This window comes from Pseudoruegeria sp. SK021, from assembly GCF_002119405.1.
In the GTDB taxonomy this organism is placed as follows: Bacteria; Pseudomonadota; Alphaproteobacteria; order Rhodobacterales; family Rhodobacteraceae; genus Meridianimarinicoccus.
Genome location: NZ_MTBG01000001.1, coordinates 63,194 through 86,570 on the forward strand (window position 1 = coordinate 63,194; position 23,377 = coordinate 86,570).

General features: G+C 61.6%; 21 protein-coding genes and 1 tRNA gene. 9 read left to right on the top strand and 13 right to left on the bottom strand.

Annotated features, from left to right (window positions below; translation table 11 throughout):
* Positions 1-10: 10 nt before the first annotated feature.
* The gene (locus BV911_RS00270; protein ID WP_086051584.1) at positions 11-481 is read right to left on the bottom strand and encodes a hypothetical protein; all 471 of its coding nucleotides are present in this window, start codon (positions 479-481) and stop codon (positions 11-13) included.
* Between the two features lie 209 nt (positions 482-690).
* On the opposite strand from BV911_RS00270, the gene radA reads away from it, so the two are divergent.
* Together radA and BV911_RS00280 are read left to right on the top strand one after the other, a co-directional pair.
* Positions 691-2,052 (top strand): DNA repair protein RadA, encoded by a 1,362-nt coding sequence (radA, locus tag BV911_RS00275; RefSeq protein WP_086051994.1) that lies wholly within the window; start codon positions 691-693, stop codon positions 2,050-2,052.
* Between the two features lie 19 nt (positions 2,053-2,071).
* Positions 2,072-2,632: a CvpA family protein gene (locus BV911_RS00280; protein ID WP_086051585.1), complete on the top strand. Its 561-nt coding sequence runs from the start codon at positions 2,072-2,074 to the stop codon at positions 2,630-2,632.
* A gap of 46 nt (positions 2,633-2,678) precedes the next feature.
* On the opposite strand, the gene BV911_RS00285 is transcribed toward BV911_RS00280, so the two are convergent.
* Both BV911_RS00285 and BV911_RS00290 read right to left on the bottom strand, forming a co-directional pair.
* A complete protein-coding gene (locus BV911_RS00285; protein WP_086051586.1) occupies positions 2,679-2,930 on the bottom strand; it encodes a hypothetical protein in 252 nt (83 codons plus the stop codon).
* A 472-nt stretch (positions 2,931-3,402) separates the two neighbouring features.
* Positions 3,403-3,486: transfer RNA gene (locus BV911_RS00290), tRNA-Tyr, on the bottom strand.
* 123 nt (positions 3,487-3,609) lie between these two features.
* On the opposite strand from BV911_RS00290, the gene rlmB reads away from it, so the two are divergent.
* The 3 genes from rlmB (at position 3,610) to BV911_RS00305 (ending at position 5,349) form a co-directional block, all read left to right on the top strand.
* Entirely contained in the window at positions 3,610-4,398 is a 789-nt protein-coding gene (rlmB, locus tag BV911_RS00295; protein ID WP_086051587.1) for a 23S rRNA (guanosine(2251)-2'-O)-methyltransferase RlmB, read from the top strand.
* Between the two features lies 1 nt (position 4,399).
* Complete coding sequence (locus tag BV911_RS00300) at positions 4,400-4,699, top strand: hypothetical protein (RefSeq protein WP_086051588.1); 300 nt, start codon at positions 4,400-4,402, stop codon at positions 4,697-4,699.
* A gap of 203 nt (positions 4,700-4,902) precedes the next feature.
* Complete coding sequence (locus BV911_RS00305; protein ID WP_086051589.1) at positions 4,903-5,349, top strand: CoA-binding protein; 447 nt, start codon at positions 4,903-4,905, stop codon at positions 5,347-5,349.
* Between the two features lie 16 nt (positions 5,350-5,365).
* Here BV911_RS00305 and BV911_RS00310 read toward each other — a convergent pair whose 3' ends face one another.
* Both BV911_RS00310 and hisF read right to left on the bottom strand, forming a co-directional pair.
* Complete coding sequence (locus tag BV911_RS00310; protein WP_086051590.1) at positions 5,366-5,674, bottom strand: phosphoribosyl-ATP diphosphatase; 309 nt, start codon at positions 5,672-5,674, stop codon at positions 5,366-5,368.
* On the bottom strand, positions 5,671-6,432 hold the full coding sequence (hisF, locus tag BV911_RS00315; RefSeq protein WP_086051591.1) for an imidazole glycerol phosphate synthase subunit HisF: 762 nt from the start codon (positions 6,430-6,432) through the stop codon (positions 5,671-5,673). Before hisF ends, BV911_RS00310 begins: the two co-directional genes overlap by 4 nt.
* Positions 6,433-6,680: 248 nt before the next feature.
* Here hisF and BV911_RS00320 point away from each other — a divergent pair, with 248 nt between their 5' ends.
* A complete protein-coding gene (locus BV911_RS00320; protein WP_086051592.1) occupies positions 6,681-7,643 on the top strand; it encodes a phosphoribosylaminoimidazolesuccinocarboxamide synthase in 963 nt (320 codons plus the stop codon).
* Between the two features lie 82 nt (positions 7,644-7,725).
* Here BV911_RS00320 and BV911_RS00325 read toward each other — a convergent pair whose 3' ends face one another.
* From BV911_RS00325 to BV911_RS00345, 5 genes are all read right to left on the bottom strand, one after another.
* The gene (locus BV911_RS00325) at positions 7,726-8,676 is read right to left on the bottom strand and encodes an asparaginase (RefSeq protein ID WP_086051593.1); all 951 of its coding nucleotides are present in this window, start codon (positions 8,674-8,676) and stop codon (positions 7,726-7,728) included.
* Positions 8,677-8,825: 149 nt separating this feature from the next.
* Positions 8,826-10,553, bottom strand: coding sequence for a gamma-glutamyltransferase (ggt, locus tag BV911_RS00330; RefSeq protein ID WP_086051594.1), 1,728 nt, complete (start codon positions 10,551-10,553; stop codon positions 8,826-8,828).
* Positions 10,554-10,703: 150 nt separating this feature from the next.
* Positions 10,704-11,006, bottom strand: a complete 303-nt coding sequence (locus tag BV911_RS00335; RefSeq protein ID WP_086051595.1) for an SH3 domain-containing protein — start codon at positions 11,004-11,006, stop codon at positions 10,704-10,706.
* 97 nt (positions 11,007-11,103) lie between these two features.
* Positions 11,104-12,030 carry an MYG1 family protein gene (locus BV911_RS00340; protein ID WP_086051995.1) on the bottom strand — a complete coding sequence of 309 codons (927 nt, stop codon included), beginning with the start codon at positions 12,028-12,030 and terminating at the stop codon, positions 11,104-11,106.
* 182 nt (positions 12,031-12,212) lie between these two features.
* Complete coding sequence (locus BV911_RS00345; protein WP_086051596.1) at positions 12,213-14,507, bottom strand: arginine/lysine/ornithine decarboxylase; 2,295 nt, start codon at positions 14,505-14,507, stop codon at positions 12,213-12,215.
* Between the two features lie 280 nt (positions 14,508-14,787).
* Between BV911_RS00345 and BV911_RS00350 the strand changes: the two genes are divergently transcribed.
* From BV911_RS00350 to BV911_RS00360, 3 genes are all read left to right on the top strand, one after another.
* The gene (locus BV911_RS00350; RefSeq protein WP_086051597.1) at positions 14,788-16,137 is read left to right on the top strand and encodes a glutamine synthetase family protein; all 1,350 of its coding nucleotides are present in this window, start codon (positions 14,788-14,790) and stop codon (positions 16,135-16,137) included.
* Positions 16,137-17,447, top strand: coding sequence for an FAD-binding oxidoreductase (locus BV911_RS00355; protein ID WP_086051598.1), 1,311 nt, complete (start codon positions 16,137-16,139; stop codon positions 17,445-17,447). Before BV911_RS00350 ends, BV911_RS00355 begins: the two co-directional genes overlap by 1 nt.
* A 119-nt stretch (positions 17,448-17,566) precedes the next feature.
* A complete protein-coding gene (locus BV911_RS00360; protein WP_086051599.1) occupies positions 17,567-19,885 on the top strand; it encodes a Tex family protein in 2,319 nt (772 codons plus the stop codon).
* Positions 19,886-19,958: 73 nt separating this feature from the next.
* On the opposite strand, the gene BV911_RS00365 is transcribed toward BV911_RS00360, so the two are convergent.
* The 3 genes from BV911_RS00365 to BV911_RS00375 form a co-directional block, all read right to left on the bottom strand.
* Positions 19,959-20,684 carry a ribonuclease activity regulator RraA gene (locus BV911_RS00365; RefSeq protein ID WP_086051600.1) on the bottom strand — a complete coding sequence of 242 codons (726 nt, stop codon included), beginning with the start codon at positions 20,682-20,684 and terminating at the stop codon, positions 19,959-19,961.
* Between the two features lie 133 nt (positions 20,685-20,817).
* Positions 20,818-22,449 carry an ABC transporter ATP-binding protein gene (locus BV911_RS00370; RefSeq protein ID WP_086051601.1) on the bottom strand — a complete coding sequence of 544 codons (1,632 nt, stop codon included), beginning with the start codon at positions 22,447-22,449 and terminating at the stop codon, positions 20,818-20,820.
* A complete protein-coding gene (locus BV911_RS00375) occupies positions 22,442-23,377 on the bottom strand; it encodes an ABC transporter permease (protein ID WP_240512086.1) in 936 nt (311 codons plus the stop codon). Before BV911_RS00375 ends, BV911_RS00370 begins: the two co-directional genes overlap by 8 nt.

Here is a 23,377-nt window from a genome sequence, read left to right on the forward strand (position 1 = left end):
ACCCGCCGCGTTAACAGCCGTTTGGCACCGCATCTTCAGCCGCTCCGCTGGCCGGAGCCAAGGCCCCTGACTTAATGGCGATGGGGGCGAAGGGGGGCACGGCCTGCACGGCGGGCTGAGGTTGGAACAGCGTATAGCATCCCGCGAACACGCTGACCTTGCCGTCGAGGGCCGCAGCCGCGATCGCAACAGGAACCTGCCAATAGATCGTTCCGGCGGCGCCATCACTGGCCACGGCCCCCACATGAAGCGTCACCGCGGCGGTATCGGTATAGCCTGCGGTAAAGCCGGATAAGTCCGGGCGGTCATCGGGCGCAAAATAGCTCCAGCCGCGCAGGTATTCATGGCGGTTGATGGCATTATAAAGCGACCGGACCACCTGTTCGGGCGAACTGCGGTCATCAAGGTAGTCCGGCAGGCTTTGACCGATGCCGGGACCGGCACTTAACACCAAGATCAGGGCAATGGACGGCAGGCGCATAGGGGAACTCCGGCAGGGATCGCCCTGACGATTGCTGAATTGGGGCCATATGTCGAGCCGCCTTTGGTGCCAGCGCCCATGGTGTTGCCGGGGCGGAGGATCCAGTGGCAGCAAGACTGCCTGTGCTTTGCGATCCGCAGCGCATGGTCTTTGCGCCGCAAATGCGCCCTGGCTCTTGCCCCCGCCGCCGCGATGGGCGACGAAGCGCTATGGCCAAACCGTCCTCCTTCTCTTGCACCGAATGCGGTGCCACCACCGCGAAATGGGCCGGCCAATGCGAGGCCTGTGGCGCGTGGAACTCCATCACCGAAGATCAGCCCCTGTCGGCTGGTCCCGGAAAAAGCCTTGGGCTGGCCCGGGGCCGCAAAGTTCCCCTGACCGAGCTGTCCACCTCAGAAGCACCGCCGCCGCGCACCTGCTCCAATGTCGCAGAGCTGGACCGGGTGCTGGGCGGCGGGCTGGTGCCAGCGTCGGTCACCCTTGTCGGCGGCGATCCCGGCATCGGCAAATCGACCTTGCTGTTACAGGCCGCTGCCGCCTTCACACGCCGGGGCATGCGCACCGTCTATGTGTCAGGCGAAGAGGCCGCAGCCCAGATCCGGATGCGCGCCAGCCGTCTTGGCCTTGAGAAAGCAACGGTCAAACTGGCCGCCGAGACCAATCTGCGCGACATTCTGACCACGCTTGAGGCCGATACCCCCGATCTGGTGATAGTCGATTCGATCCAAACCATGTGGCTGGACACCGTCACCAGCGCGCCGGGATCGGTGGCGCAGGTCCGCGCCGCCGCGCATGAGTTGACCACCTTCGCCAAAACCCGCAACGTCGCCGTCATTTTGGTCGGCCATGTCACCAAGGACGGCCAAATCGCTGGGCCACGGGTGATCGAACACATGGTCGACACTGTGCTGTATTTCGAAGGCGAGCGCGGCCATCCGTTTCGAATTCTGCGTGCCGTCAAAAACCGCTTCGGCCCAGCCGATGAAATCGGGGTCTTTGAGATGACCGGCGCGGGCCTGTCGCAAGTATCGAACCCGTCCGCGTTGTTTCTGGCCGACCGGGGCGCGCCAGTGGCCGGATCGGCGGTTTTTGCCGGGATCGAAGGCACCCGGCCTGTCCTGTGCGAATTTCAAGCGCTGGTGGCCCCGGCCCCGCACGGACAGCCGCGCCGGTCGGTCGTGGGCTGGGATGGCGGGCGGCTGGCGATGATTTTGGCGGTCTTGGAATCGCGCTGTGGCATCCCGTTTGCCGGGCTCGACGTCTATCTCAATGTCGCCGGTGGCCTGCGCGTTTCAGAGCCGGCGGCCGATCTGGCCGTGGCCGCCGCCCTGCTTTCCGCCCGCGAGGATGTCGCACTGCCGCCTGAAACCGTGGTTTTCGGAGAGATTTCCCTCTCTGGGGCTATTCGTCCGGTCTCGCAGACCGAAAACAGGTTGAAAGAAGCCCGGAAACTTGGTTTTTCCAACGCAATCCTGCCGAAGGGCAGCAAAACGGGATCCGGCAACGAATCCACATTACAAACCATGGCAGACCTGACCACGTTTGTCGGCGATCTGTTCGGGGCCGGATAACGGCGAAAGGGGTTAGGGCATGGATGGTTTCACGATTGTGGACGGGGTCGTTGCGGCGGTGATCGTCGTCTCGGCGCTGCTCGCATATTCGCGCGGGCTGGTGCGGGAATTGATGGCAATTGCCGGCTGGGTCGCCGCGGCGGTTCTGGCCTATTTGTTTGCCCCGCAGGCCGAGCCATTGGTCAAGGAAATCCCCTATGTGGGCGATTTCCTGCGCGACAGTTGCGAATTGTCGATCATCGCGGCCTTCAGCGCGGTCTTTGCCCTGTCGCTGGTGGTGGTGTCGCTGTTCACGCCGCTGTTCTCGACACTGGTGCACCGGTCGGCACTTGGGGCGGTCGATCAGGGTGCAGGCTTCATCTTCGGCGCGCTTCGCGGCATTCTTCTGGTTGTGGTCGCCTTGGTGGTGTTCGACCGGGTGGTGGTGTCGCAAAACGTGCCGATGGTCGACGACAGCCGGACCGCAAAAATCTTTGCCGGTATCCGCGGCAATGTCGAAAGCCAGATCCCCGAGGATGCGCCAGGCTGGATCCTGATGCGGTATGAAACCTTGGTCGGCACCTGCGGCACCGCGACCTGACCACTAGGTCAAACTCTCACGGCGTCCGATCCGTTCGGGCGCCGGTTCAGTGCAGACGGGCCTGCGCGCCCGCCGCTGTCAACGTGACGGTCGAACTGTTGCCAGTCATGTGAATCCCAGTCACAGTCATAGGTCGGACCCCCTGCCCGTTGGCCCAAACGTCAACCGCAGCAGTCCCGCCAAAGGTCGCATCCAACACCGACGCAAGCGCAGCACCCGACAGTCGTGCGATCACGCCGCCTTCGGTCACCTGTAGGTCTGAGGCCACGATCCGGGTCGTTCCAACGATCAATTCCAACGGTCTCTCCTTGCCCATCCGGCCTCGGCCCGATCCGGCCATGCCTCCGCTCTAACCGATTCATTCCGCAAGGGAATCGTCTGGCTGGCGTGCCGCCCTTGGTGTCAGATTCGTCCCGCCCGTGCGAGTCCTGAGTCATATTTTCGCAGGAAATGAATCACATACGCGGGCCAGTCCACGGAATCCGGACATCAAGGCAACGCAGCGGGCTGCAGGCCGTCGGCGCAGAATCAGGTTGGAAATATACGGGCCACTGAGGGATCGCCATGCCGCGCCACGGACCGCACTTGCCGTCCGCGACGGACCACGCAGAACCGGCATCCCAACACGGGCACCGCCGCCGAGATAAGGGCATCACCCCATCCACCGCAGGGCCACACAGTAAGATGTAAATCAGAAGACCCCCCGGCTTTGGCCAAGCTATGGCCGCAGCGCGGGATTAGGAATTTACCTATTGCAACCAATAGGTAAATGGTGGGCGACCCTGGAATCGAACCAGGCGTGGGTCTCCCCGGCGGAGTTACAGTCCGCTGCCGCACCTTGCAGCACGTCGCCCTAATAAGCCGGGGGATAGCCGCCCCTCGTGGGGGCGTCAACCAGAAAATCCTCTCTAAAGCCCTTGCTCGGGATCGACTTGCGTTGCATTGTCCCGGCCTTGCGCAAAACAGGGTGATAGTCCGTGAAAAAACCAACTTGGGTGATCGAAAAAGAACAGGCACGGCGAGCCTCGGCACAGGAGACGGTGTGGCTGTTCGGTTTGCATGCGGTGCGAGACGCCCTGCTGAACCCTGCCCGCACCCGGCTGCGCTTGGTGGTGACCAAAAACGCGGCGGACCGTCTGGCCGAGGCCATCGCAGAATCGGGCATGGAGCCCGAGATCGTTGATCCGCGCAAGTTCAACGCGCCGCTCGACCCCGGCTCTGTGCATCAGGGTGCCGCGCTTGAGGCCAAACCTCTGGATTGGGGCACCGTGGCAGACCGCTGCATGGCCCGCGACGGGCAAGTGCCCATGGTGGTGCTGCTGGACCGGGTAACTGATCCGCACAATGTCGGCGCTGTGCTGCGCTCGGCGGAAGTGTTCGGTGCGCTGGCGGTGATTGCCCCGCAACGCCATTCTGCGCCCGAAACCGGCGCGTTGGCCAAGACCGCCTCTGGGGCCATGGAACGGCAACCCTATCTGCGGGTGCGCAACCTTGCGACGGCAATGGAAGAGCTGCAAGGCATGGGCTATCGCCTGTTCGGGCTGGCTGGCGAAGCGGATCAGGACATTGCCCCCGCCCTCGCCACGGAAATCGGCCGCCCGATTGGCTTGGTTCTGGGGGCAGAGGGCCCCGGTCTGCGCGAAAAGACCCGCGAGACCTGCGATCATCTGGTGCGCATTCCCAGTTTCGGGGACTTCGGGTCCCTGAACGTGTCCAACGCCGCCGCTGTCGCGCTTTATGCGGCATCGCGAAGCAACGACACCTGACATGGCGGCCGGGACCAAGATTGCGACCTGCTGCTATTGCGGCGCACGCGCAGCTTTGGTCCTGACCGGGACGGTGCGCCACGAATTGGCCTGCGCAAGCTGTGGCGCACCGCTGCATGACCTCAAGGGACTGCCGATAGCGGCACCAAGTGCCCCGATCCGCGCCCGGCCCACGCGCCCCACATCGCTGCGGCCGAAGAAACAGGCAAAGACCAAAAAAGCGAAACGGCCCAAGGCCTATCGCAAGGCGCGCGGCCTTTTCTCGGACGCGTTTGATTTGCTAGAGGACCTCTTCGACTGAGGCATCCGCAGTCAATTAACTGTGATTCTTTGGAAACGCCGGGCCGCGCCCCTGTCATTCGGCCAAACCCATCCTATCTAACAGAGCGAGGCTGCAAGACTGGAACCCTTGCAAGACTGCCTCACTGTCCCTCGTTCCAAACTAGCGCCCGCAACAGTTCGGGCGCTTTTTTTTGGCCACCCTTCAACCGGATCGGACCTGCCATGACCGACGACGACACCCGTTTGACCGAAATTCTGACCCGCACCCGCATCATCGCCTGCGTCGGCGCGTCACCCAACCCGGCGCGGCCAAGCCACTATGTCAGCCTGTTTTTACAAGCCCAAGGCTATCGCGTGATCCCGGTCAACCCGGGTCAGGCCGGAAACACCCTGTTCGGCGAACGCGCTTACGCCCGCCTGTCCGATATTCCATCCGTTATCGCGGTTGATTTTGTCGATGTCTTCCGCCGATCCGAAGAGGTGCCAGCGGTGGTGGACGAGGCGCTGGACGCTTTGCCCCATCTTAGGACCATCTGGATGCAAATCGGCGTCCAGCACGCGGATGCCGCGCGCCGGGCCGAGGCCGCAGGCGTTCAGGTGGTCCAGAACAGATGCCCAAAAATCGATATTCCGCGCCTTGGCCTGCTCGATCACAGACCCGCCCTCTAGCCGCCGCGGAATTGAGTTAACGCGATGCCTTTTCGGCGATCCCGGATTGGCCCATCCGCGTCTCTAGTACGGCCAAAACGTCGCTTAGAGCCACGTCGCGCGACGCCAGCATGACCAGCAGGTGATACAGCACATCGGCGGCTTCATTGGTCAACTCGTCACGGTCATTCTTGACCGCCGCGATGATCGCCTCGACCGCCTCTTCACCGAATTTCTCGGCGCATTTGTCTGGGCCTTTGGCAAACAGCTTGGCCGTCCATGAACTGTCCGGATCCGCAGCGCGGCGGGCGTCAATCGTGTCATACAAACGGGTGAGCGTGGTCATGTCAGCCTCATGGGAATACCGGCCGCGGCCATATGGGCCTTGGCTTCGCCGATGGTGAAATCGCCAAAATGGAAAATCGACGCCGCCAGCACCGCACTGGCCCCGCCTTTGGTTACACCTTCGACCAAGTGATCCAACGTCCCGACCCCACCAGAGGCAATCACCGGCACCGGCACGGCATCACTGATCGCCTTGGTCAGCGGCAGGTTGAACCCGGCCCGGGTGCCGTCCCGATCCATTGAGGTCAGCAGGATCTCGCCCGCGCCCTTTTCCACCACAGTCCGGGCAAATTCCACCGCGTCAATACCGGTGGCCCGGCGCCCGCCATGGGTGAAAATCTCCCACCGGCCCGGCGCAACGGTTTTGGCATCAATCGCCACCACGATACATTGCGAGCCAAAGCGCAACGCCGCCTCTGCCACCACATCGGGATTGGCCACCGCCGCCGAGTTGAAACTGACCTTGTCGGCCCCGGCCAGCAGCAATTTCCGCACGTCCTCATGGCTGCGCACCCCGCCGCCGATGGTCAGCGGCATGAAACAATGCTCGGCCGTTCGGGTCGCCAGATCATACATGGTGCCGCGATTTTCATGGGTCGCGTTGATATCAAGGAAACATAGCTCGTCCGCCCCAGCCGCATCATAGGCTTTTGCGGCCTCAACCGGGTCGCCGGCATCCACCAGCCCTTCGAAATTTACGCCTTTGACGACACGGCCGTCTTTGACGTCGAGACAGGGGATGATGCGAGTCTTCAGCATATGGCCTCCGGGCGGTGTTCTGCGCCCTGATACGCAAGGTGCCCGCAAAAGGAAAGTCTGGCGGTGGGTTGCGCCTTGGGACAGACAGACGCGCGGCGATCCCCGGCGCCCCCACACCGCCAAGCTGACGCCATCACAAGAAAACCGTGGATCGCGTGCGATTGGCAGTGCCGCGCACGTGGAACTTCCATCTCAGAGTGTGATAGGCAATTGCAGCACCATTCGCGCTTCATTCAGGACAGGCCGCCATGACCCACCCCGACCGCGTGCTCGATCACGCGCGCATCCCCGAGCTTCGCAACCCCTATTTCGGCAAGGTTAGGGATTGCTATGACCTGCCCGAGCAGCGGCGCATTCTGATTGCCTCGGACCGGATTTCCGCGTTTGACCGCATTCTTGCCGCCATCCCGTTCAAGGGTCAGGTCCTGACCCAAATGGCGCGCTTCTGGTTCGAGAACACCGGCGACATCTGTGCCAACCATGTTCTGGAATACCCCGATCCCAATGTAGTGATCGCCAAGAACCTGACGATCCTTCCGGTGGAGATCATTGTTCGCGGCTATCTGGCCGGCAGCACCAGCACCTCGATCTTGCCCCGGTACAAGCGCGGCGAGCGGGTGATCTATGGTCATAGCTTTCCCGATGGTCTGCGGGATCACGCGCCGCTTCCGACCCCGATCATTACCCCCACGACCAAGGCCTTTGACGGCGAGCACGACGCGCCACTGACCGCGGATGACATCCTATCACAAGGCTTGTTGACCCAAGACCAATGGGACACGGTTTCGGCCACAGCCTTGGCGTTGTTTGCCCGGGGTCAAAAAATCGCCGCCGAACGCGGGTTGATCCTTGCCGATACCAAGTACGAATTTGGCACCGATGCGGATGGTGCCATCATTTTGGCCGATGAAATCCATACCCCCGACAGTTCCCGGTTCTGGCTGGCCGATGGCTATGAGCGTGCCTTTGCGGACGGAACGCGGCCGCCGTCCTTTGACAAGGACATCATTCGCTCGTGGGTGGATGCCCGATGCGATCCCTATCACGATGACCTTCCCGTCATTCCGGAAGATCTGATCAACGCCACATCGCAAGTCTATATCGACGCATATGAAGCCATCACCGGCCAAGCGTTTGTGCCGGATATGTCTGGCGCGACACCTTTGGACCGGGTTCGGACCAATCTGGCCAGTTACTTTTCCGCCTCCTAGAGCACCGCATCGCCGCTGGAGCCAACGCACGCAGCCTTGCGTGCCGCGGCTCCGGCGGCAATCGACGGCCACCGCGCACCGGCTAGTCCAGCATCTCACCGCATTGATCGGTGCCAAGGTAGCCGCGCCGCGCCTCGAACTCATCGAACTGGCTCAGCGCGAACTGCATTTTCACAAAAGCCATGTCTGCGGTCATCGCGCGCCCATCGATGACGCCGCCATCGCGCAGGATCTTGCCCGCGGCATAGGTTCCCAGTTTCATGCCGCCTTCGGGACATTGACTGACCGCGATTACGGGCACCTGCATCGCCCACGCCTTTGCCAAGACGGCCTGCATGGCGGGCGTATCCGGCGCGGTGCCAGAGCCGAAGCAGCGCAACACCACCCCGTCGCAGGTCGCCGCAGCATGAAGCGCCAGGTCCGCGCAAAACCCCGGCGTGACCGTCAAAACGCTGACCCGATGCGCTTGCACCTCGACCAAGCCGGGCTGTGCTGCCGTAATCATTGGGGGTACGGGGCTTGGGGTGGCCTCGAACGCTGCCCGCGCGTGTGAATGCGCTTTACGCACCCGCCCACCATGCAGCAGGCGACCAGCAAATTGCACCCAGACCCCGGGCGGTGCCGTTGCCGCCGCCGCGAATGCGTCAATCAGATTGTGGCGGCCGTCACTGTCCGCGACGGTCAGCGGCAGCATGGACCCGGTCACGATCACCGGCATGGCCACACCCGGCAACGCCAGACAAAGCGCGGCAGCCGTAAAGGCAAGCGTATCGGTGCCGTGGGTCACGATGACGGCGTCATATGCGTCCCGAGCACCGTGGATCGCCTGCGCCACGCGGTGCCAATCCTGCGGCGTCGCCTGCGCGGAATCAATCAAGGGCTCCAGCCGGACGATATCCACCGACGTGCCGATATGCCCTGCGGCGATCAGCTCTGCCACGGCGTCCTCGACGATCCCGACCTGTGGCGCAAACCCATCTGCGGTGGCCTGCATCCCAATTGTGCCGCCAGTGTGAACCACCAAGATCGCCATAATTTTGCCTTCTAAAAGTGCTGCGGCGCGACTAAAAAACGCCCGAAATGACATATGCCAAGGGCGCGCCCAGCACCGGATGGCCGTCAGACGCGCCCCCTCATCGCAAGGCAGGCGGACGGCTGATGCCACCCGCCTGCCCGCTTGGTTCAGTAGCCGCGCGCGGCCGAGCTTGTTTGCCGGGTATCGGCACCGCCAAGCAGCAGTCCGCTGTCGGCTTCAACCACCACGGATTGCGCCGAGCCCATGGTCGACATCACCTCGACCACATGCCCCTTGGCCTCCAGTGCGGCGATGGTGTCCGGGCTGATGCCCTCTTCCACCCGCAGGACCTCAGGCATCCACTGGTGATGGATACGCGGTGTCACGGTGGCCTCAGCGATGTTCATGCCATGATCAATCACATTCATGATGATCTGGATGACGGTCGTGATGATCCGCGACCCACCGGGGCTACCGGTAACCAAAAAGACCTCGCCATCTTTCATCACGAGGGTCGGGCTCATTGAGGACAAGGGCCGTTTGCCCGGCTCCACCGCGTTCGCATCGCCGCCAATCAGGCCATAGGCATTCATCACACCGGGCTTGGCGGCGAAATCATCCATCTCGTTGTTCATCAAGACGCCGGTGCCGTCCGCCACCATGCCCGACCCATAGGAGAAGTTGATCGTATAGGTGTTGGACACTGCGTTCCCGTCTTTGTCCACGATCGAGAAATGCGTCGTCTGATCGCTTTCATAAGGGGCCAGATCCGCCGGTTTGATCTGCTCCGACGGGGTCGCCCGGCTTAACGAGATGCCCTTGCGGATGTCCGCCGCATAGTCCTTGGACATCAGCTCTGCCTGCGGCACGTCGTAAAAATCCGGGTCACCCAGATATTCCGACCGGTCCGCATAGGCCCGCTTCATCGCCTCAGCCATCAGGTGGATGGTATCGGATGAGTTGGCGCCCAGAAAGCCAATTGGATATTCCTCTAACGTGTTGAGGATCTGAACAATGTGGATCCCACCCGAGGACGGTGGCGGCATCGACACGATCTCATAGCCGCGATAGGTGCCACGGACGGGATCGCGGCTCAGCGCCTCGTAACCGGCCATATCGTCCATGGTGATGCGGCCACCAGAGGCTTGAACCGCATCGACGATGCCTTGGGCCGTCTGGCCCTTATAGAACCCGACCGGACCCTCATCCGCGATCCGCTGCAGGGTGGCGGCAAGGTCGGATTGGATCAGCACATCGCCGGGCTCGTAAAACGCGCCGCCCTCTTTGAAAAAGATTGCTTCCGAGGCGGGCCATTTTTTCAGGCGCTTTTCGAGCCCTTTCAGGCTGTCGGCCAGATCGGCGGTCACGACGATGCCGTCGCGGGCCAGCCCGATGGCCGGTTGCAGAACCTCGGCAAGGGTCATGCTGCCGTATTGATCTAGAACCATCTGCATTCCGGCGACGGTGCCGGGCACGCCAGTTGCGAGGCCGGTAAAGCGGGACTTTTCGCTGTCGGCATCGCCCGCCTCATCGAGAAACATGTCGCGATCCGCGCTCATCGGGGCCATTTCGCGGTAATCGATGGCCTTTGAGACGCCGGTCTCGGCATCGTGCACGATCATGAACCCGCCGCCACCAAGGTTGCCGGCCCGGGGCAAGGTCACCGCAAGGGCGAAGGCCACGGCAACGCCCGCATCCGCCGCATTGCCCCCCGCCTCTAAAATATCGCGCCCGATCGCGGCGGCCAGCTCTTCCTGAGCCACCACCATGCCGTTTGCCGCCCAAGCCGGATGGATGCGATCCATGCCGCTGTAGATCGCCGCCTCTTGCGAGACCCCGACCGCTGGGGCCAACGCCAACGCGCCACTGACCACTGCTGCAAATGTCCGTTTCATCGACAATCCTCCTCTGGTTGCCCATTGCCCGGAAAGCCTAGCCAAGGTTCAGCGGTTCGACAACCGGCGCGACAGCCTGAACCGATCCTCAGATCCGCGCCGCCGCTCGGGATGGCCCCGCTGCGCGACCTGCGCGGCGACCACACTGCCCTACATTTGCTTCAGATAGGCCGCCGAGACATAGCCCTTGAGGTCCCGGGCCCGGTCTAGGGAAACCCGGCACCAGCGGGTTGCCCCTGTCCGTTCGCAGCTTTGGACCTGCAAAACGGTTCCGTTCGGAAGGCCGACGATCACGATATAGCCGACACCGGGCCCGGCCCGCATTTTCAGCATGTCATCCTCATCGACGCCAACCACTTCAAAGCGGCCAAGCCCGCCTGCCGTGGCGGGTTCGGCGGCAGGCAATGCCGCGAAAAGCATGACCGCCAGCGCGGCAACGATGGGTTTGCGCATCGTGTTTCCCCTTCCAAACGCCTCGCATCACAGCGTCGGTCTGACCTGACGAAGGGGGCGACCGGCCCAGCGGATCACCCGCCCCTTTCGATCCAGCTTAAGCGGCGGACAGCGCCTGCTCCACCGCAATATTGGCCATCGCAAGAATTGCTTCGCGGCTGCGTGCGGTGGCGATAAAGCGGCCAGTGTGGCAGAAAATGGCCCCGTCGACCCCAGAGGCTTGCTCAAGCGCGCTATCGGTCAATCCTGCCCAAGCAGCAGGCAGATCGGCACGCTGGGCAAACCCGTCATCCTTCAGCCGGATGCCCCCCAACGACCACTCGTCACCCCGAGGCGTCACCACGAACAGCAGATGATCGGCCCCGGCCTTGACCACAGCCGGGCGGAACGGCATCCCCATTGGCAATTCCAGCACCCGGCCCTCACCGGCGCGTTCGATCGCGGCCAAGACCATCGCTTCGGCCCGAAGCTTCGCAGCACTGCGCGCCACCCGCGCTTCAACAAAGCTGCGCGCGATGCTGACTGCGGTGTGAAAGCCGCGCAATTCGGCCTCTGGATCGGCCTCATCAAAGACCGGTTTCAGCGTTTCGATCAAACCGGGCAGCGTCATTGCCGACAGCGGACCGGCCGAACCCGGCGACAGGGTTCCGGTATCGACCATATCCACCGGCACCACAAAAGCACCATCAAAACTGGCGTGAACCGCTTCAAGATCGGCTTCAGGCACGCCGAGCAGGCCAAGATAGGCGCGTCCGAACTGCCGCCAAATCAGACCAAACGAACTGAACGCCTGACCGTCCTCGCGCACCGGTGCGCCGCGCTGGTGGTGATCAAAAATCCCCGCCTCGGGATCAAAGACACCGCCTACGTCATAGATGACGCGGTCCGGTCCGGGGGTGATCCACTCGGGCTTGCGGCTGCGAACAATCTCGGCCTCAGGGTAAAGGCGGGTCAAAATGACAGAGGCAAGCACTTCGTCAGCATGAAAGCCGCCGGAATGAGTAACGAGGTAACGCAGGGACATGAGAGGCATCGCAGTTGTGAAAAGGTCGGTCCAGTTAGTCTGCACCGTCCGGGGGAACAAGCCGTCATCGCCCCCGCCCGGGGCAGGCCAAAGCCAGAGCGAACCGTTGCCCATCCGCAGGGTGCGGGGCCAACGCGGGATCGCCTCTGGCCCAGCGCGGGGATTGGATGACCCGCCGCCGTTTAGTCCTTTGCGACGCAATCCGCGAAATATTGCATCTGGCCCGTCTCATCCGGTTCTTGGACGAGGCCATGAATATCCGTCTCGAACCCCGGACATTTCAGGGCAAACGCCCGGTTGAATTTCAGGTACTCCACGATCTTCTTGTTGAACACCTCGCCCGGGATCAACAACGGAATGCCGGGCGGATACGGCGTAACAAGGCTGGTGGTGATCCGCCCTTCAAGGTCATCAATCGGCACCCGCTGTGTCGTCCGGGCCGCGATATGGGAAAACGCATCGCTGGGCTTCATCGCGGGCGTCAGATCGCTTAGGTACATCTCGGTCGACAGGATCGCCACATCATACTTTGCGTAGAGCGAATGAACATGCTGGCACAAATCCCGCAGGCCCATTTTCTCGTAATGCGGGTGCTTGGCGCAGAACTCGGGCATGCAGCGATACATGGGCTGGTTCTTGTCATAGTCGTCTTTGAATTGCTGCAATCCGGTTAGCAACGAATTCCAGCGCCCTTTAGTGATACCAATCGTGAACATGACGAAGAAGCTGTAAAGCCCGGTCTTTTCGACAACGACGCCATGCTCGGCCAGATATTTGGTGACAATCGACGCGGGCACGCCGGTTTCCTCAAAGCGGCCCTTCAGGTTCAGACCGGGCGTGATCAACGTCGCCTTGATCGGGTCGAGCATGTTAAAGCCCGGGGCCATATCGCCGAACGCATGCCAAGATTCTTCGCCGTCGGACGCTTGCACGCCTTCGGTGTCGGTCTTTTTCAGAACCCAATTGCCGGGGTGGTCAATGCCCTCTTCATCCAGTTCCTCAGGACCCCAGACCTGGAACCACCAATCATCCGCGCCATATTCGTCGTCGACCTTGCGCATGGCACGGCGGAAATCCAACGACTCGAGGATGCTTTCTTCCACCAAGGCGCGCCCGCCCGGCGGCTCCATCATCGCGGCGGCCACATCGCAGCTGGCAATGATGCTATATTGCGGGCTGGTGCTGGAGTGCATCAGGTAGGCTTCGTTAAACAGATGCCGGTCCAGTTTGGTGGTCTGGCTGTCTTGCACCAGAACATGGCTGGCCTGACTGATCCCGGCCAGCAGCTTGTGGATGGATTGGGTGGCATAGGTGACGGAATGGGTCGGACGGGTGCGTTTCTGGCCCATGGAATGGAAATTGCCATAGAACGGGTGGAACGACGCATGAGGCAACCACGCCTCGTCGAAATGCAGGTTATCGACATATCCATCGAGCAGATCTTTGATCGTCTCGGTGTTGTAGAGCACCCCATCATAGGTGGATTGGGTGAGGGTAATGATGCGAGGCTTGACCGTGTCGGCATCGACATGAGCCAAAAGCGGGTTGGCCCGAATCTTGTCCTTGATCGCATCGATTTCAAATTCCGACTTCGGGATCGGGCCGATAATGCCGTAATGATTGCGCGTCGGCTTCATGAAGACCGGAATGGCCCCGGTCATAATGATGCTGTGCAAGATCGATTTGTGACAGTTCCGGTCGACCACCACCACATCGCCCGGGGCGACGGTATGATGCCAAACCATCTTGTTCGAGGTGCTGGTGCCATTGGTGACGAAGAAACAGTGGTCGGCATTGAAAATCCGCGCCGCATTGCGTTCAGACGCCCCGATTGCGCCGTTGTGATCCAGCAGTTGGCCCAGTTCCTCGACCGAATTGCACACATCGGCGCGCAGCATGTTTTCGCCATAGAACTGGTGATACATCTGCCCAATCGGGCTTTTCAAAAATGCGACACCCCCGGAATGCCCCGGGCAATGCCACGAATAGGACCCGTCTTCCGCGTAATCCAGCAGCGCCTTGAAGAACGGCGGCTGGATGCCTTCCAGATAGGCCTTGGCATCCCGAATAATGTGCTTGGCGACAAATTCGGGCGTGTCCTCGAACATGTGGATGAAGCCATGCAGTTCGCGCAGAATGTCGTTGGGCAGATGGCGGCTGGTTTTGGTTTCCCCGTAAATGTAAATCGGAACGTCTTCGTTCTTCCACCGGACTTCCTCGATGAAATTGCGCAGGTTCACCACTGCAGGGTCCAGATCCGGCCCGGGGGTGAATTCCTCGTCATCGATGGACAAGACGAAAGCACTGGCGCGCGATTGCTGCTGGGCAAACTTCGACAGGTCACCATAGCTGGTGGTGCCCAAAACCTCGAAGCCTTCGCTTTCGATGGCTTCGGCAACGGCGCGGATGCCAAGGCCGGACGAATTGTCCGAACGGAAATCCTCGTCAATGATGACGATCGGAAAGCGAAATTTCATGGAACACTCCGACAGGGAAACATCGATCAACCTCCGACACACGAAACCCCGACACGGCGGGGCCGTCTTTCGTCTTCGAGAGTAAGAAAACAGACCGCCCGCCCTATTTCGGCATTGATGGCCGCGCCGTCAAGGTCCACTGCCACCCCGCAGCCGTCTGAACCCTGTTTCATTTTGCACAGGATCGGTTTACCTCAATTCCATTGACCGTCCGACGTCAGCCAGAATGCGCCGCAGACAGGCTGATCCGTGACCGGTGACCGAAAAGGATATCCCCGAAATGCCTGCGACCAATATCAGAAAATGGCTTCAGGAGCGCCCTGAAATCGAGACTGTTTTTGCCTGCGTCTGCGACCTGAACGGCGCGATGCGGGGCAAGCGCCTGCCAATCGAAAAGGCCAAAGAAATCATGGATGGCGGGCTGCGGATGCCGCTGTCGGTGCTGAGCTTGGATATTTGGGGCGAAGATATCGAAAACAACGAACTGGTGTTCGAAACCGGCGACGCGGACGGCATCTGCGAATTCACCGGGCGCCCTATCGTCATGGTCAATTGGACCAGTCGGCCCTCTGCGCTGGTGATGTTCTGGATGGACACCGAAGATGGTCAGCCCTTTCCCGGGGACCCGCGCCATGCGCTGTCCAATATCGTCGAACGCTACAAGGCGTTGGGCTTGACCCCGGTCGTGGCCACCGAGCTTGAGTTTTATCTCTGCGACCCCACCGACGCACAGCCGCAGCCCCCCTGCTCGCCGGTCACTGGCAAGCGGCTGGATTCTGACGGGGCGCTGTCATTGGATGAATTGCAACATTTCGATGCTTTCCTGAATGACGTCTACGATGCCTGTCAGGAACAAGGCATCCCGGCCGATGCGGCGATCTCGGAGAACGGCGCCGGGCAGTTTGAAATCAATATGGTGCATGTGGCGGACCCGTTGCAGGCCGCAGATGATGCGGTGTTGTTCAAACGCTTGGTTCACGGCATTGCGCGCAAACACGGCATGGCCGCGACCTTTATGGCCAAGCCCTATGGCGATCGGTCGGGCAACGGCTTTCATGTGCATTTCAGCCTTGTGGACGAAAACGGCGTGAACCTGTTTGACAATGGCGGCGACGAAGGCACCGAGTTGATGTTGAATGCGGTGGCCGGGTTGTTGGTCACGATGCAGGAAAATACCCTGACTTTTGCGCCGCACCAAAACTCTTACCGGCGGCTGTTGCCCGGCGCTCATGCGCCCACCAGCGTGGCCTGGGGTTATGAAAACCGCACCGCCGCGATCCGCATCCCCGGCGGCAGTCACAAGGCACGGCGGATCGAACACCGCGTGGCCGGGGGGGATGCAAACCCCTATCTGGTGCTCAGCAGCATTCTGGGCGGGGCGCTGGTCGGGATCGAAGGCAAGATGCAGCCCGCCGCGCCGATTGTCGGTGATGCCTATAGTCAAAAACTGGATCACCTGCCGCTGGACTGGGCCACCGCGATTCAGGCGTTTCGCCGCGGCCCCCATGTGCAGGACGTCTTTTCGAAACGGCTGCAAACCATGCTGGTCGAGTGCAAGATGCAAGAGCTGAAGCGGTTCTCACGCTACGTGACCGATTTTGAATATGACAGCTATCTGGAGTCGGTGTGATGGCGATCGAAACCTTTGCCCGCAACGGCCAGACCAAGCACACCGGCAGCTATTATGCGGCAAGTGCCAACCCCGCGCCGGAACGCCCTGCCCTGATCGGCGACACCCATGTGGACATCTGCATCGTCGGTGCCGGTTACAGTGGCCTGTCCACCGCGCTGCATTTGGCCGAAAAAGGCTATCAGGTCGCGATTGTGGAAGGGGCGCGGGTCGGCTGGGGCGCATCGGGGCGCAATGGCGGCCAGATCGTCAATGGACTGAACGCCAGCTTGCAGACGATCAAGGGGCGGTACGGCCAGGACACGGCGAATTTCGTCGCCTCGTTGGTGCAGGAAGGCGGCGAGATTATCCGCGAGCGGGTCAGCACTTATAAGATTGCCTGCGACCTGAAACCGGGCAACATCTTCACCGGCCTGACCGCCGCGCATATGAAAGAGCTGGAGGCCCGCCGCGCCCTATGGGCCAGCTATGGCATTACCAATCAAACAATGCTGGATAAGGCACAACTGCGCGACCACATCGGGTCCGACGTTTATGCAGGCGGCCTGATCGACCCGACCGGGGGCCACATGCACCCCTTGAACCTGTGTCTGGGCGAGGCGGCTGCGTTTGAATCGCTGGGCGGGGTGATCTATGAGCAATCCCCGGTCCTTCATGCCGATACCGAAGCGGCAAAGCCGGTGGTGACAACTGCGGGCGGCACCGTGACCTGCACCACCTTGGTGCTATGCGGCAACGCCTATCTTGGCCATGTGGTCCCGGCGCTTGAATCCCGAGTGATGCCGGTATCGACCCAGATGATGGCGACCGCGCCACTGGGTGACGACCGGGCCAACGCCCTTCTGCCCACCGACAAATGTGTCGAAGATATCCGGTATATTCTGGATTATTTCCGCCTGACGGCCGACAAGCGCCTGATTTTTGGCGGCGGCACCGTGTATGGCGGCACCGATCCCGCCGATGTCGAAGCAAAGCTGCGCCCCGCCATGGAAAAGGTCTATCCCAGCCTGAAAGGCGTCAAGATCGACTACGCCTGGAGCGGAAACTTCGCGCTGTCCTTCAGCCGGGTGCCGCAATTGGGTCGCCTCGGGGCCAACACCTATTTCGCCCATGGCTATTCCGGTCACGGCGTCACCGGATCGCACACCTTTGGCAAAATCCTCGCCCAAGCGATTGATGGCGACAAAACCCGGTTTGACGTGTTCGCCAAAGTGCCTTGGCTGCCCTTCCCCGGGGGCCGGACGCTGCGGGTGCCCTATTCGATGATCGGCTCGTGGTATTATGCGCTGCGGGACCGGTTGGGGGTGTAACGCAGCAATCAGCGGAAAGCGGCGGATCGCGGGCACCGCGTCCGGCGCGGACTGCGCCCCCTTGGCGGGCGTGTAACGCCGATGTATCAAGACGATCCCAGCTTCGGAAGGACCGCGCCTTGACCTCAGCCACAGACCGCATCGCCCATACCATCGCCGTCGAGATCGGGGCATCCACTGCTCAGGTCACCGCGACGGTGGCTCTGTTGGACGGGGGGGCGACCGTGCCGTTCGTCGCCCGTTATCGCAAAGAAGCGACCGGCGGTTTGGACGACACGCAGTTGCGCACCTTGGCCGACCGGCTGGGCTATCTGCGCGAGATGGAAGCCCGCCGCGCCACCATCCTGCAATCCATCAAGGATCAGGGCAAACTGACCGATGCATTGGCACGGTCGATCGGGACGGCAGACACCAAGGCGACGCTGGAAGACATCTATCTGCCCTTCAAGCCCAAGCGCCGGACCAAGGCGATGATTGCCCGCGAAAAAGGGCTGGAACCGCTGCTGCGGGCCATTCTGGCCAACCGCAATGCAGACCCCGAAACGTTGGCCCAAGGCTATCTGACCGAGGCCGTCGCCACCCAAAAAGACGCCCTAACCGGGGCCCGGGATATCCTTGCCGAAGAACTGAGCGAAAGCGCCGCCCTGCTGGGCCGGCTGCGGGACTTCATGTACGCTGAAGCCGATATCGCCTCGCGGGTGTTGCCCGGCAAGGAAGAGGCTGGCGCGAAGTTTTCCGACTATTTCGACCATCGCGAAAAGTGGTCCAAGATTGCCTCGCACCGGGCGCTGGCGATTTTGCGCGCCGCCAAGGAAGACATCGTCAGCATTGAGATCGCCCCGGATCCCGAAACCGGCATCCCGCGTGCGCAAGGCATCGTTGCCGCCGAGATTGGCATTCGCGGCACCGGTCCGGGCGATCAGTGGCTGCGCGCTGCCGCCGAATGGACGTGGCGGGTCAAGCTGAGCCTCAGCATGTATATGGATCTGATGGGCACCCTGCGCCGCCGCGCCCATGACGAAGCGATCGAGGTCTTTTCCCGCAACCTCAAGGACCTGCTTCTGGCAGCGCCTGCCGGGCAGCGGGCAACACTGGGGCTGGATCCGGGCATTCGGACCGGGGTCAAGGTGGCGGTGGTCGATGCCACCGGCAAATTGCTGGAAACCGCTACCGTCTACCCGTTCCAGCCCAAGAACGACTTGCGCGGGGCCGAAGAAACCTTGTTGCATCTCATCCGCAAGCATCAGGTTGACCTGATCGCCATCGGCAACGGCACCGCCAGCCGGGAAACCGAACGCCTGACTGCGGACGTCCTGAAACGCCTGCCGGCAGGCACCCCCAGCCCCACTAAGGTGATCGTCTCAGAGGCCGGGGCCTCGGTCTATTCCGCCTCAGAACTGGCGGCGAAGGAATTCCCGGATGTGGACGTTTCGCTGCGCGGGGCCGTCTCAATTGCCCGGCGGTTGCAGGACCCGTTGGCGGAACTGGTCAAGATCGAACCCCAATCCATTGGGGTCGGACAATACCAGCACGACGTCGATCAGCGCCGTCTGGCCCAGACCCTAGAGGCCGTGGTCGAAGACGCGGTGAACGCGGTTGGTGTCGATCTGAACACCGCGTCGATCCCGCTGCTGTCGCATGTGGCAGGCCTTGGGCCGTCCTTGGCGCAATCCATCGTGACCCACCGGGACACCAACGGCGCGTTTCCGTCGCGCAAGTCGCTGCTGAAGGTTGCCGGGCTCGGGCCAAAAGCGTTCGAGCAATGCGCGGGATTTTTGCGCATCCGTGATGGGGCCGAACCGCTGGATGCGTCCTCGGTCCATCCCGAAGCCTATGGCATCGCCCGCCAGATTGTGAAGGCCTGTGGCCGCGATATCCGGGCGATCATGGGCGACAACAGCGCCCTGAGCGGCGTGCGCGCCGAAACCTTCGTTACCGACACTTTCGGCCTGCCGACGGTGCGCGACATCCTGTCAGAACTGGAAAAACCCGGCCGCGACCCCCGCCCCAGTTTCCGCACAGCCACCTTCGCGGACGGAATCAACACCCTGTCCGATCTGCGGCCCGGGATGCTGTTGGAGGGCACGGTGACCAATGTCGCCGCCTTCGGCGCATTCGTTGATATCGGCGTGCATCAGGATGGTCTGGTGCATGTCAGCCAACTGGCAGACCGGTTCGTCAAGGACCCGCATGAGGTGGTCAAAGCCGGGGATGTGGTCAAGGTGCGCGTCACTGAGATCGACATCCCGCGCAAGCGCATCGGCTTGAGCATGCGCAAGGATGGCGGTGGCGATGCGGCCCCCAAAAGCGCCCCGAAATCCACGCCGCAACCCAACCAGCGCGCGGTGAAAGCCCATTCCACCAGCAAACCCAAAGCCGAACCTGCGGTGGGCGGCTTGGGCGCCGCCCTACAAGCCGCGATGAAGCGCAAGGATTGATCGCAGATTGGGCGCGCGGTTCCAGCGCGCCCAATCTAAACAGTTGGCTGCTTAGGCCGCCGGGGTCCTGCCGTTACCGGCCATTGGCCGCCCGCCATTTGGCAAACTCTTCAAGGTTTTCATCTTTGGTCGCCGGATACAGACCAATGATCGTCGCCCCGGCCTTGACCTTGCTCAGGACAAAATCTTCGAATGCGGTCATCTCGACGGCTTCCTTGGCCACCTCATCCGCCATATGCGCCGGGATGATGATGACGCTATCGTCATCGCCCACCACAATGTCGCCCGGAAAGACCGGCGCATCGCCACAGCCGATCGGCACGTTGATGTCGATGGCTTCATTGGTGGTCAGGTTGGTCGGACTGGAGGGCCGGTTGTGGTAGGCGGGCATCTCAAGCTCGCCAATATTCATTGCATCACGAAAGCCGCCATCGGTCACGACGCCAGCAGCGCCGCGCATCATCAGCCGGTTGATCAGGATATCCCCCGCCGACGCCGCGGTCGCGCTTTTCCGGCTGTCCATCACCATCACATGACCCGGAGGGCAGGTTTCGATGGCATGACGCTGAGGATGCTTGGGATTTCTGAATTCGACCAGTTGATTGCGATCTTCGCGGGCGGGCATATAGCGCAGGGTAAAGGCCGGTCCGACCATGTTCCGGCCCTTGCGTGTCAGCGGCTGAACATCCTGAATAACCTGATTGCGCAGGCCGCGCTTGAACAGCGCCGTCGCCAGTGTTGCGACAGAAACCGTTTCCAGCAACGCTTTTGTTTCTGGCGATAGAGTATGCTCCGTCATCGGATGTCCTTCTTTGTGATGATGCGGCTGTGGATCGCGCCCCAACTCTGGCACGCGGTGTGGGTTGTGGGTCTGACACGTCCTGAAACCGGCAAGACCCTGTGGGGGCACTGCTGCCCCCCAATTGGCAGGCTCACGATGCCGCCTCTTGCAGATCGTGACGCGCCATGCGCCGGGATGCCTGAATCTCGGGGTCGGGGCTTAGGCTGGCGGCGATCAGGTTGCGGGTATAGGCTTCGCGCGGGGCCTCGAAGATCTGCTGCACTGGCCCCTGCTCGACGATCTTGCCACTTTTCATGACAATCACCCGATGGGCGAAATCCCGGACCAGTGGAAGGTCATGGGCGATAAAGAGATAACTCAGCCCCAGTTCGTTCTGCAATCCGGTCAACAGCGCCAGAACCTGCGCCTGAATCGACACATCCAGCGCAGACACCGCTTCGTCGCAGACGATCAGTTTCGGCTCCAAGGCCAAGGCCCGAGCAATGGCAATTCGCTGGCGCTGACCGCCGGAAAACTGGTGCGGATAGCGGTACATGTGCTCGGGTTTCAATCCGACCTGTTCCAGCAACTGACTTACCCGGGCCTTCCAGTGCGGTTTGGCCAAGATTTCCGGATGGATCACAAACGCTTCCGCGATAATGTCGAAGATCGTCATGCGCGGGTTCAGAGATTGTGTCGGGTCCTGAAACACCATCTGGATGTCGCGCCGGGTATGGAACAGCTCTTTCGGGGACATGGTGACAAGATCACGGCCCTCAAACAGGGCCGCGCCGCTGGTCGCCTCTTCAAGCCGCAGCACCGTCTTCGCCAGCGTCGACTTGCCCGACCCCGACTCGCCAACAATCGCCACCGATTCCCCCGGCAGAACCGTCAGGCTGACTTGATCCAAGGCGACAAAGGCCGCGTAATGTTTGGTCAGCCCCGAGATTTCAAGGATCGGCTTAATGCCCGTGTCCAGTGGCGTGGCCATCGCGCCATTGCCCGGGATCGCCGCAATCAGCTTCTTGGTATAGGGGTGGGTCGGGTTGTGATAGACATCGCGGGCCGTCCCGGTCTCGACGATTTGGCCAGAGTTCATCACCACCACCCGGTCCGCCACTTCGGCCACCACCCCAAGATCATGGGTGATCAGCAACAGGCCCATGCCGGTCTCTTGCTGCAATTCCTCCAACAGGGCGAGGATCTGCGCCTGCACGGTCACATCCAACGCCGTCGTCGGTTCATCGGCGATCAAAATGTCCGGCTTCAGCGCCAAGGCCATCGCGATCATGATGCGCTGACGTTGACCGCCCGAGAATTGGTGCGGATAGGCGTCAACCTTGGTCTCTGCATCCGGGATGCCGACCCGTTTCAACAACTCGATGGTCCTTGCGCGGGTCTGCGCCCGGCTGACCCCATGCGCTGTCATCGTCTCTGCGATCTGAAAGCCAACGGAATAGACCGGGTTCAAATGGCTGAGCGGATCCTGAAAGATCATGGCGATGCGGTGGCCGTTCAGTTGCCGGCGGTCCTCGGCCGTCATCTCGAAGAGATTGCGGTTCTCGAACAGAATCTCGCCCGATGTGATCTCGCCCGGGGGCATGTCGATCAGGTTCAGGATCGCCGAGGCCGACACGGATTTCCCGGACCCGGATTCGCCCAAGATGGCCAAGGTCTCGCCGCGATCGAGATGCCAACTGACGTCGCGGACGGCGTGCACGGTGCCCTGCGAGGTGTGGAAATCCACCGAGAGGTTCCTGACCTCGAGAAGTCGGTCACCCATTTTTCTTCCTCACATTTTCAAGCCGCCAGCGTTGCGCGGGATCAAGCGCCGTCCGCATCCAGTGCGATAGCAGGTTCAGCGACAAGGTGGTCAGGATGATGGCCAGCCCGGGCCAGAAAGACAGCCACCACGCCGTGGTCAAATACGGCCGCCCTTGCGAGACCATCAGCCCCCATGTGATCTCAGGCGGTTGGATGCCAATGCCAAGAAACGACAGTGCCGATTCCGCCAGCATGACAAAGGCAAAATCCAACGTCGCAATGGTGATCAAGGTCGGGAACACCACCGGCAGGATGTGCCGGAAGACAATTCTGCGTCCCGAGGCGCCCATCACCCGGGCGGCCTGTACGAACATCCGCTCACGCACCTCAAGGGTCTCGGCCCGGGCGGTCCGCAGATAGACCGGGATGCGGGTAATCGCCAGAACGATCACCAGATTGAACACCGAACTGTCCAGCATGAACAGCACGATCACTGCCAGCAACAGGGACGGAAACGACATGATGATGTCGGCCAGCCGCATGATGATCTGGCTCCACATCTTGGACGTGTAGCCCGCGATCAGCCCCAGCACCGTGCCAATGGTCAGCGAAAAGAACACCGCGCCTGCGGCAACGAAAATGGTATTCTGCGCCGCGACAATGATCCGGGGCAACAGCGGACGGCCCAGCGCATCTGCACCCAGCCAATACAGCCAGTCCCGTGAGAAATCGAACGGCGGCGCATTGCGCCCGCGCAGGTTCTGTTTCGTGGCAAGGTCTTCCAGCAGCATCGGCCCGAAAATCGCTGAAAACAGCACCAGCAGCAGAAAGATCACCGACACGAATGCGAACTTGTCCCGCCACAGCATCAGAAAGGTTTGGACAACCGGATTGGGGGCTGTGGGAGCAGTCAGACCGTCGGTATCTTTGTCGTGCATATGAGCCAT

Excerpts from the sequence above, each read along its gene's own strand:
- BV911_RS00375 (WP_240512086.1), bottom strand. The coding sequence starts at position 23,377 with ATGGCTCATATGCACGACAAAGATACCGACGGTCTGACTGCTCCCACA.
- radA (WP_086051994.1), top strand. The coding sequence starts at position 691 with ATGGCCAAACCGTCCTCCTTCTCTTGCACCGAATGCGGTGCCACCACC.
- BV911_RS00320 (WP_086051592.1), top strand. The coding sequence starts at position 6,681 with ATGACCCACCCCGACCGCGTGCTCGATCACGCGCGCATCCCCGAGCTT.
- BV911_RS00325 (WP_086051593.1), bottom strand. The coding sequence starts at position 8,676 with ATGGCGATCTTGGTGGTTCACACTGGCGGCACAATTGGGATGCAGGCC.
- BV911_RS00365 (WP_086051600.1), bottom strand. The coding sequence starts at position 20,684 with ATGACGGAGCATACTCTATCGCCAGAAACAAAAGCGTTGCTGGAAACG.
- BV911_RS00310 (WP_086051590.1), bottom strand. The coding sequence starts at position 5,674 with ATGACCACGCTCACCCGTTTGTATGACACGATTGACGCCCGCCGCGCT.
- BV911_RS00305 (WP_086051589.1), top strand. The coding sequence starts at position 4,903 with ATGACCGACGACGACACCCGTTTGACCGAAATTCTGACCCGCACCCGC.
- BV911_RS00335 (WP_086051595.1), bottom strand. The coding sequence starts at position 11,006 with ATGCGCAAACCCATCGTTGCCGCGCTGGCGGTCATGCTTTTCGCGGCA.
- hisF (WP_086051591.1), bottom strand. The coding sequence starts at position 6,432 with ATGCTGAAGACTCGCATCATCCCCTGTCTCGACGTCAAAGACGGCCGT.
- BV911_RS00345 (WP_086051596.1), bottom strand. The coding sequence starts at position 14,507 with ATGAAATTTCGCTTTCCGATCGTCATCATTGACGAGGATTTCCGTTCG.
- BV911_RS00350 (WP_086051597.1), top strand. The coding sequence starts at position 14,788 with ATGCCTGCGACCAATATCAGAAAATGGCTTCAGGAGCGCCCTGAAATC.
- BV911_RS00370 (WP_086051601.1), bottom strand. The coding sequence starts at position 22,449 with ATGGGTGACCGACTTCTCGAGGTCAGGAACCTCTCGGTGGATTTCCAC.
- BV911_RS00300 (WP_086051588.1), top strand. The coding sequence starts at position 4,400 with ATGGCGGCCGGGACCAAGATTGCGACCTGCTGCTATTGCGGCGCACGC.
- BV911_RS00280 (WP_086051585.1), top strand. The coding sequence starts at position 2,072 with ATGGATGGTTTCACGATTGTGGACGGGGTCGTTGCGGCGGTGATCGTC.
- BV911_RS00340 (WP_086051995.1), bottom strand. The coding sequence starts at position 12,030 with ATGTCCCTGCGTTACCTCGTTACTCATTCCGGCGGCTTTCATGCTGAC.
- ggt (WP_086051594.1), bottom strand. The coding sequence starts at position 10,553 with ATGAAACGGACATTTGCAGCAGTGGTCAGTGGCGCGTTGGCGTTGGCC.
- BV911_RS00355 (WP_086051598.1), top strand. The coding sequence starts at position 16,137 with ATGGCGATCGAAACCTTTGCCCGCAACGGCCAGACCAAGCACACCGGC.
- BV911_RS00270 (WP_086051584.1), bottom strand. The coding sequence starts at position 481 with ATGCGCCTGCCGTCCATTGCCCTGATCTTGGTGTTAAGTGCCGGTCCC.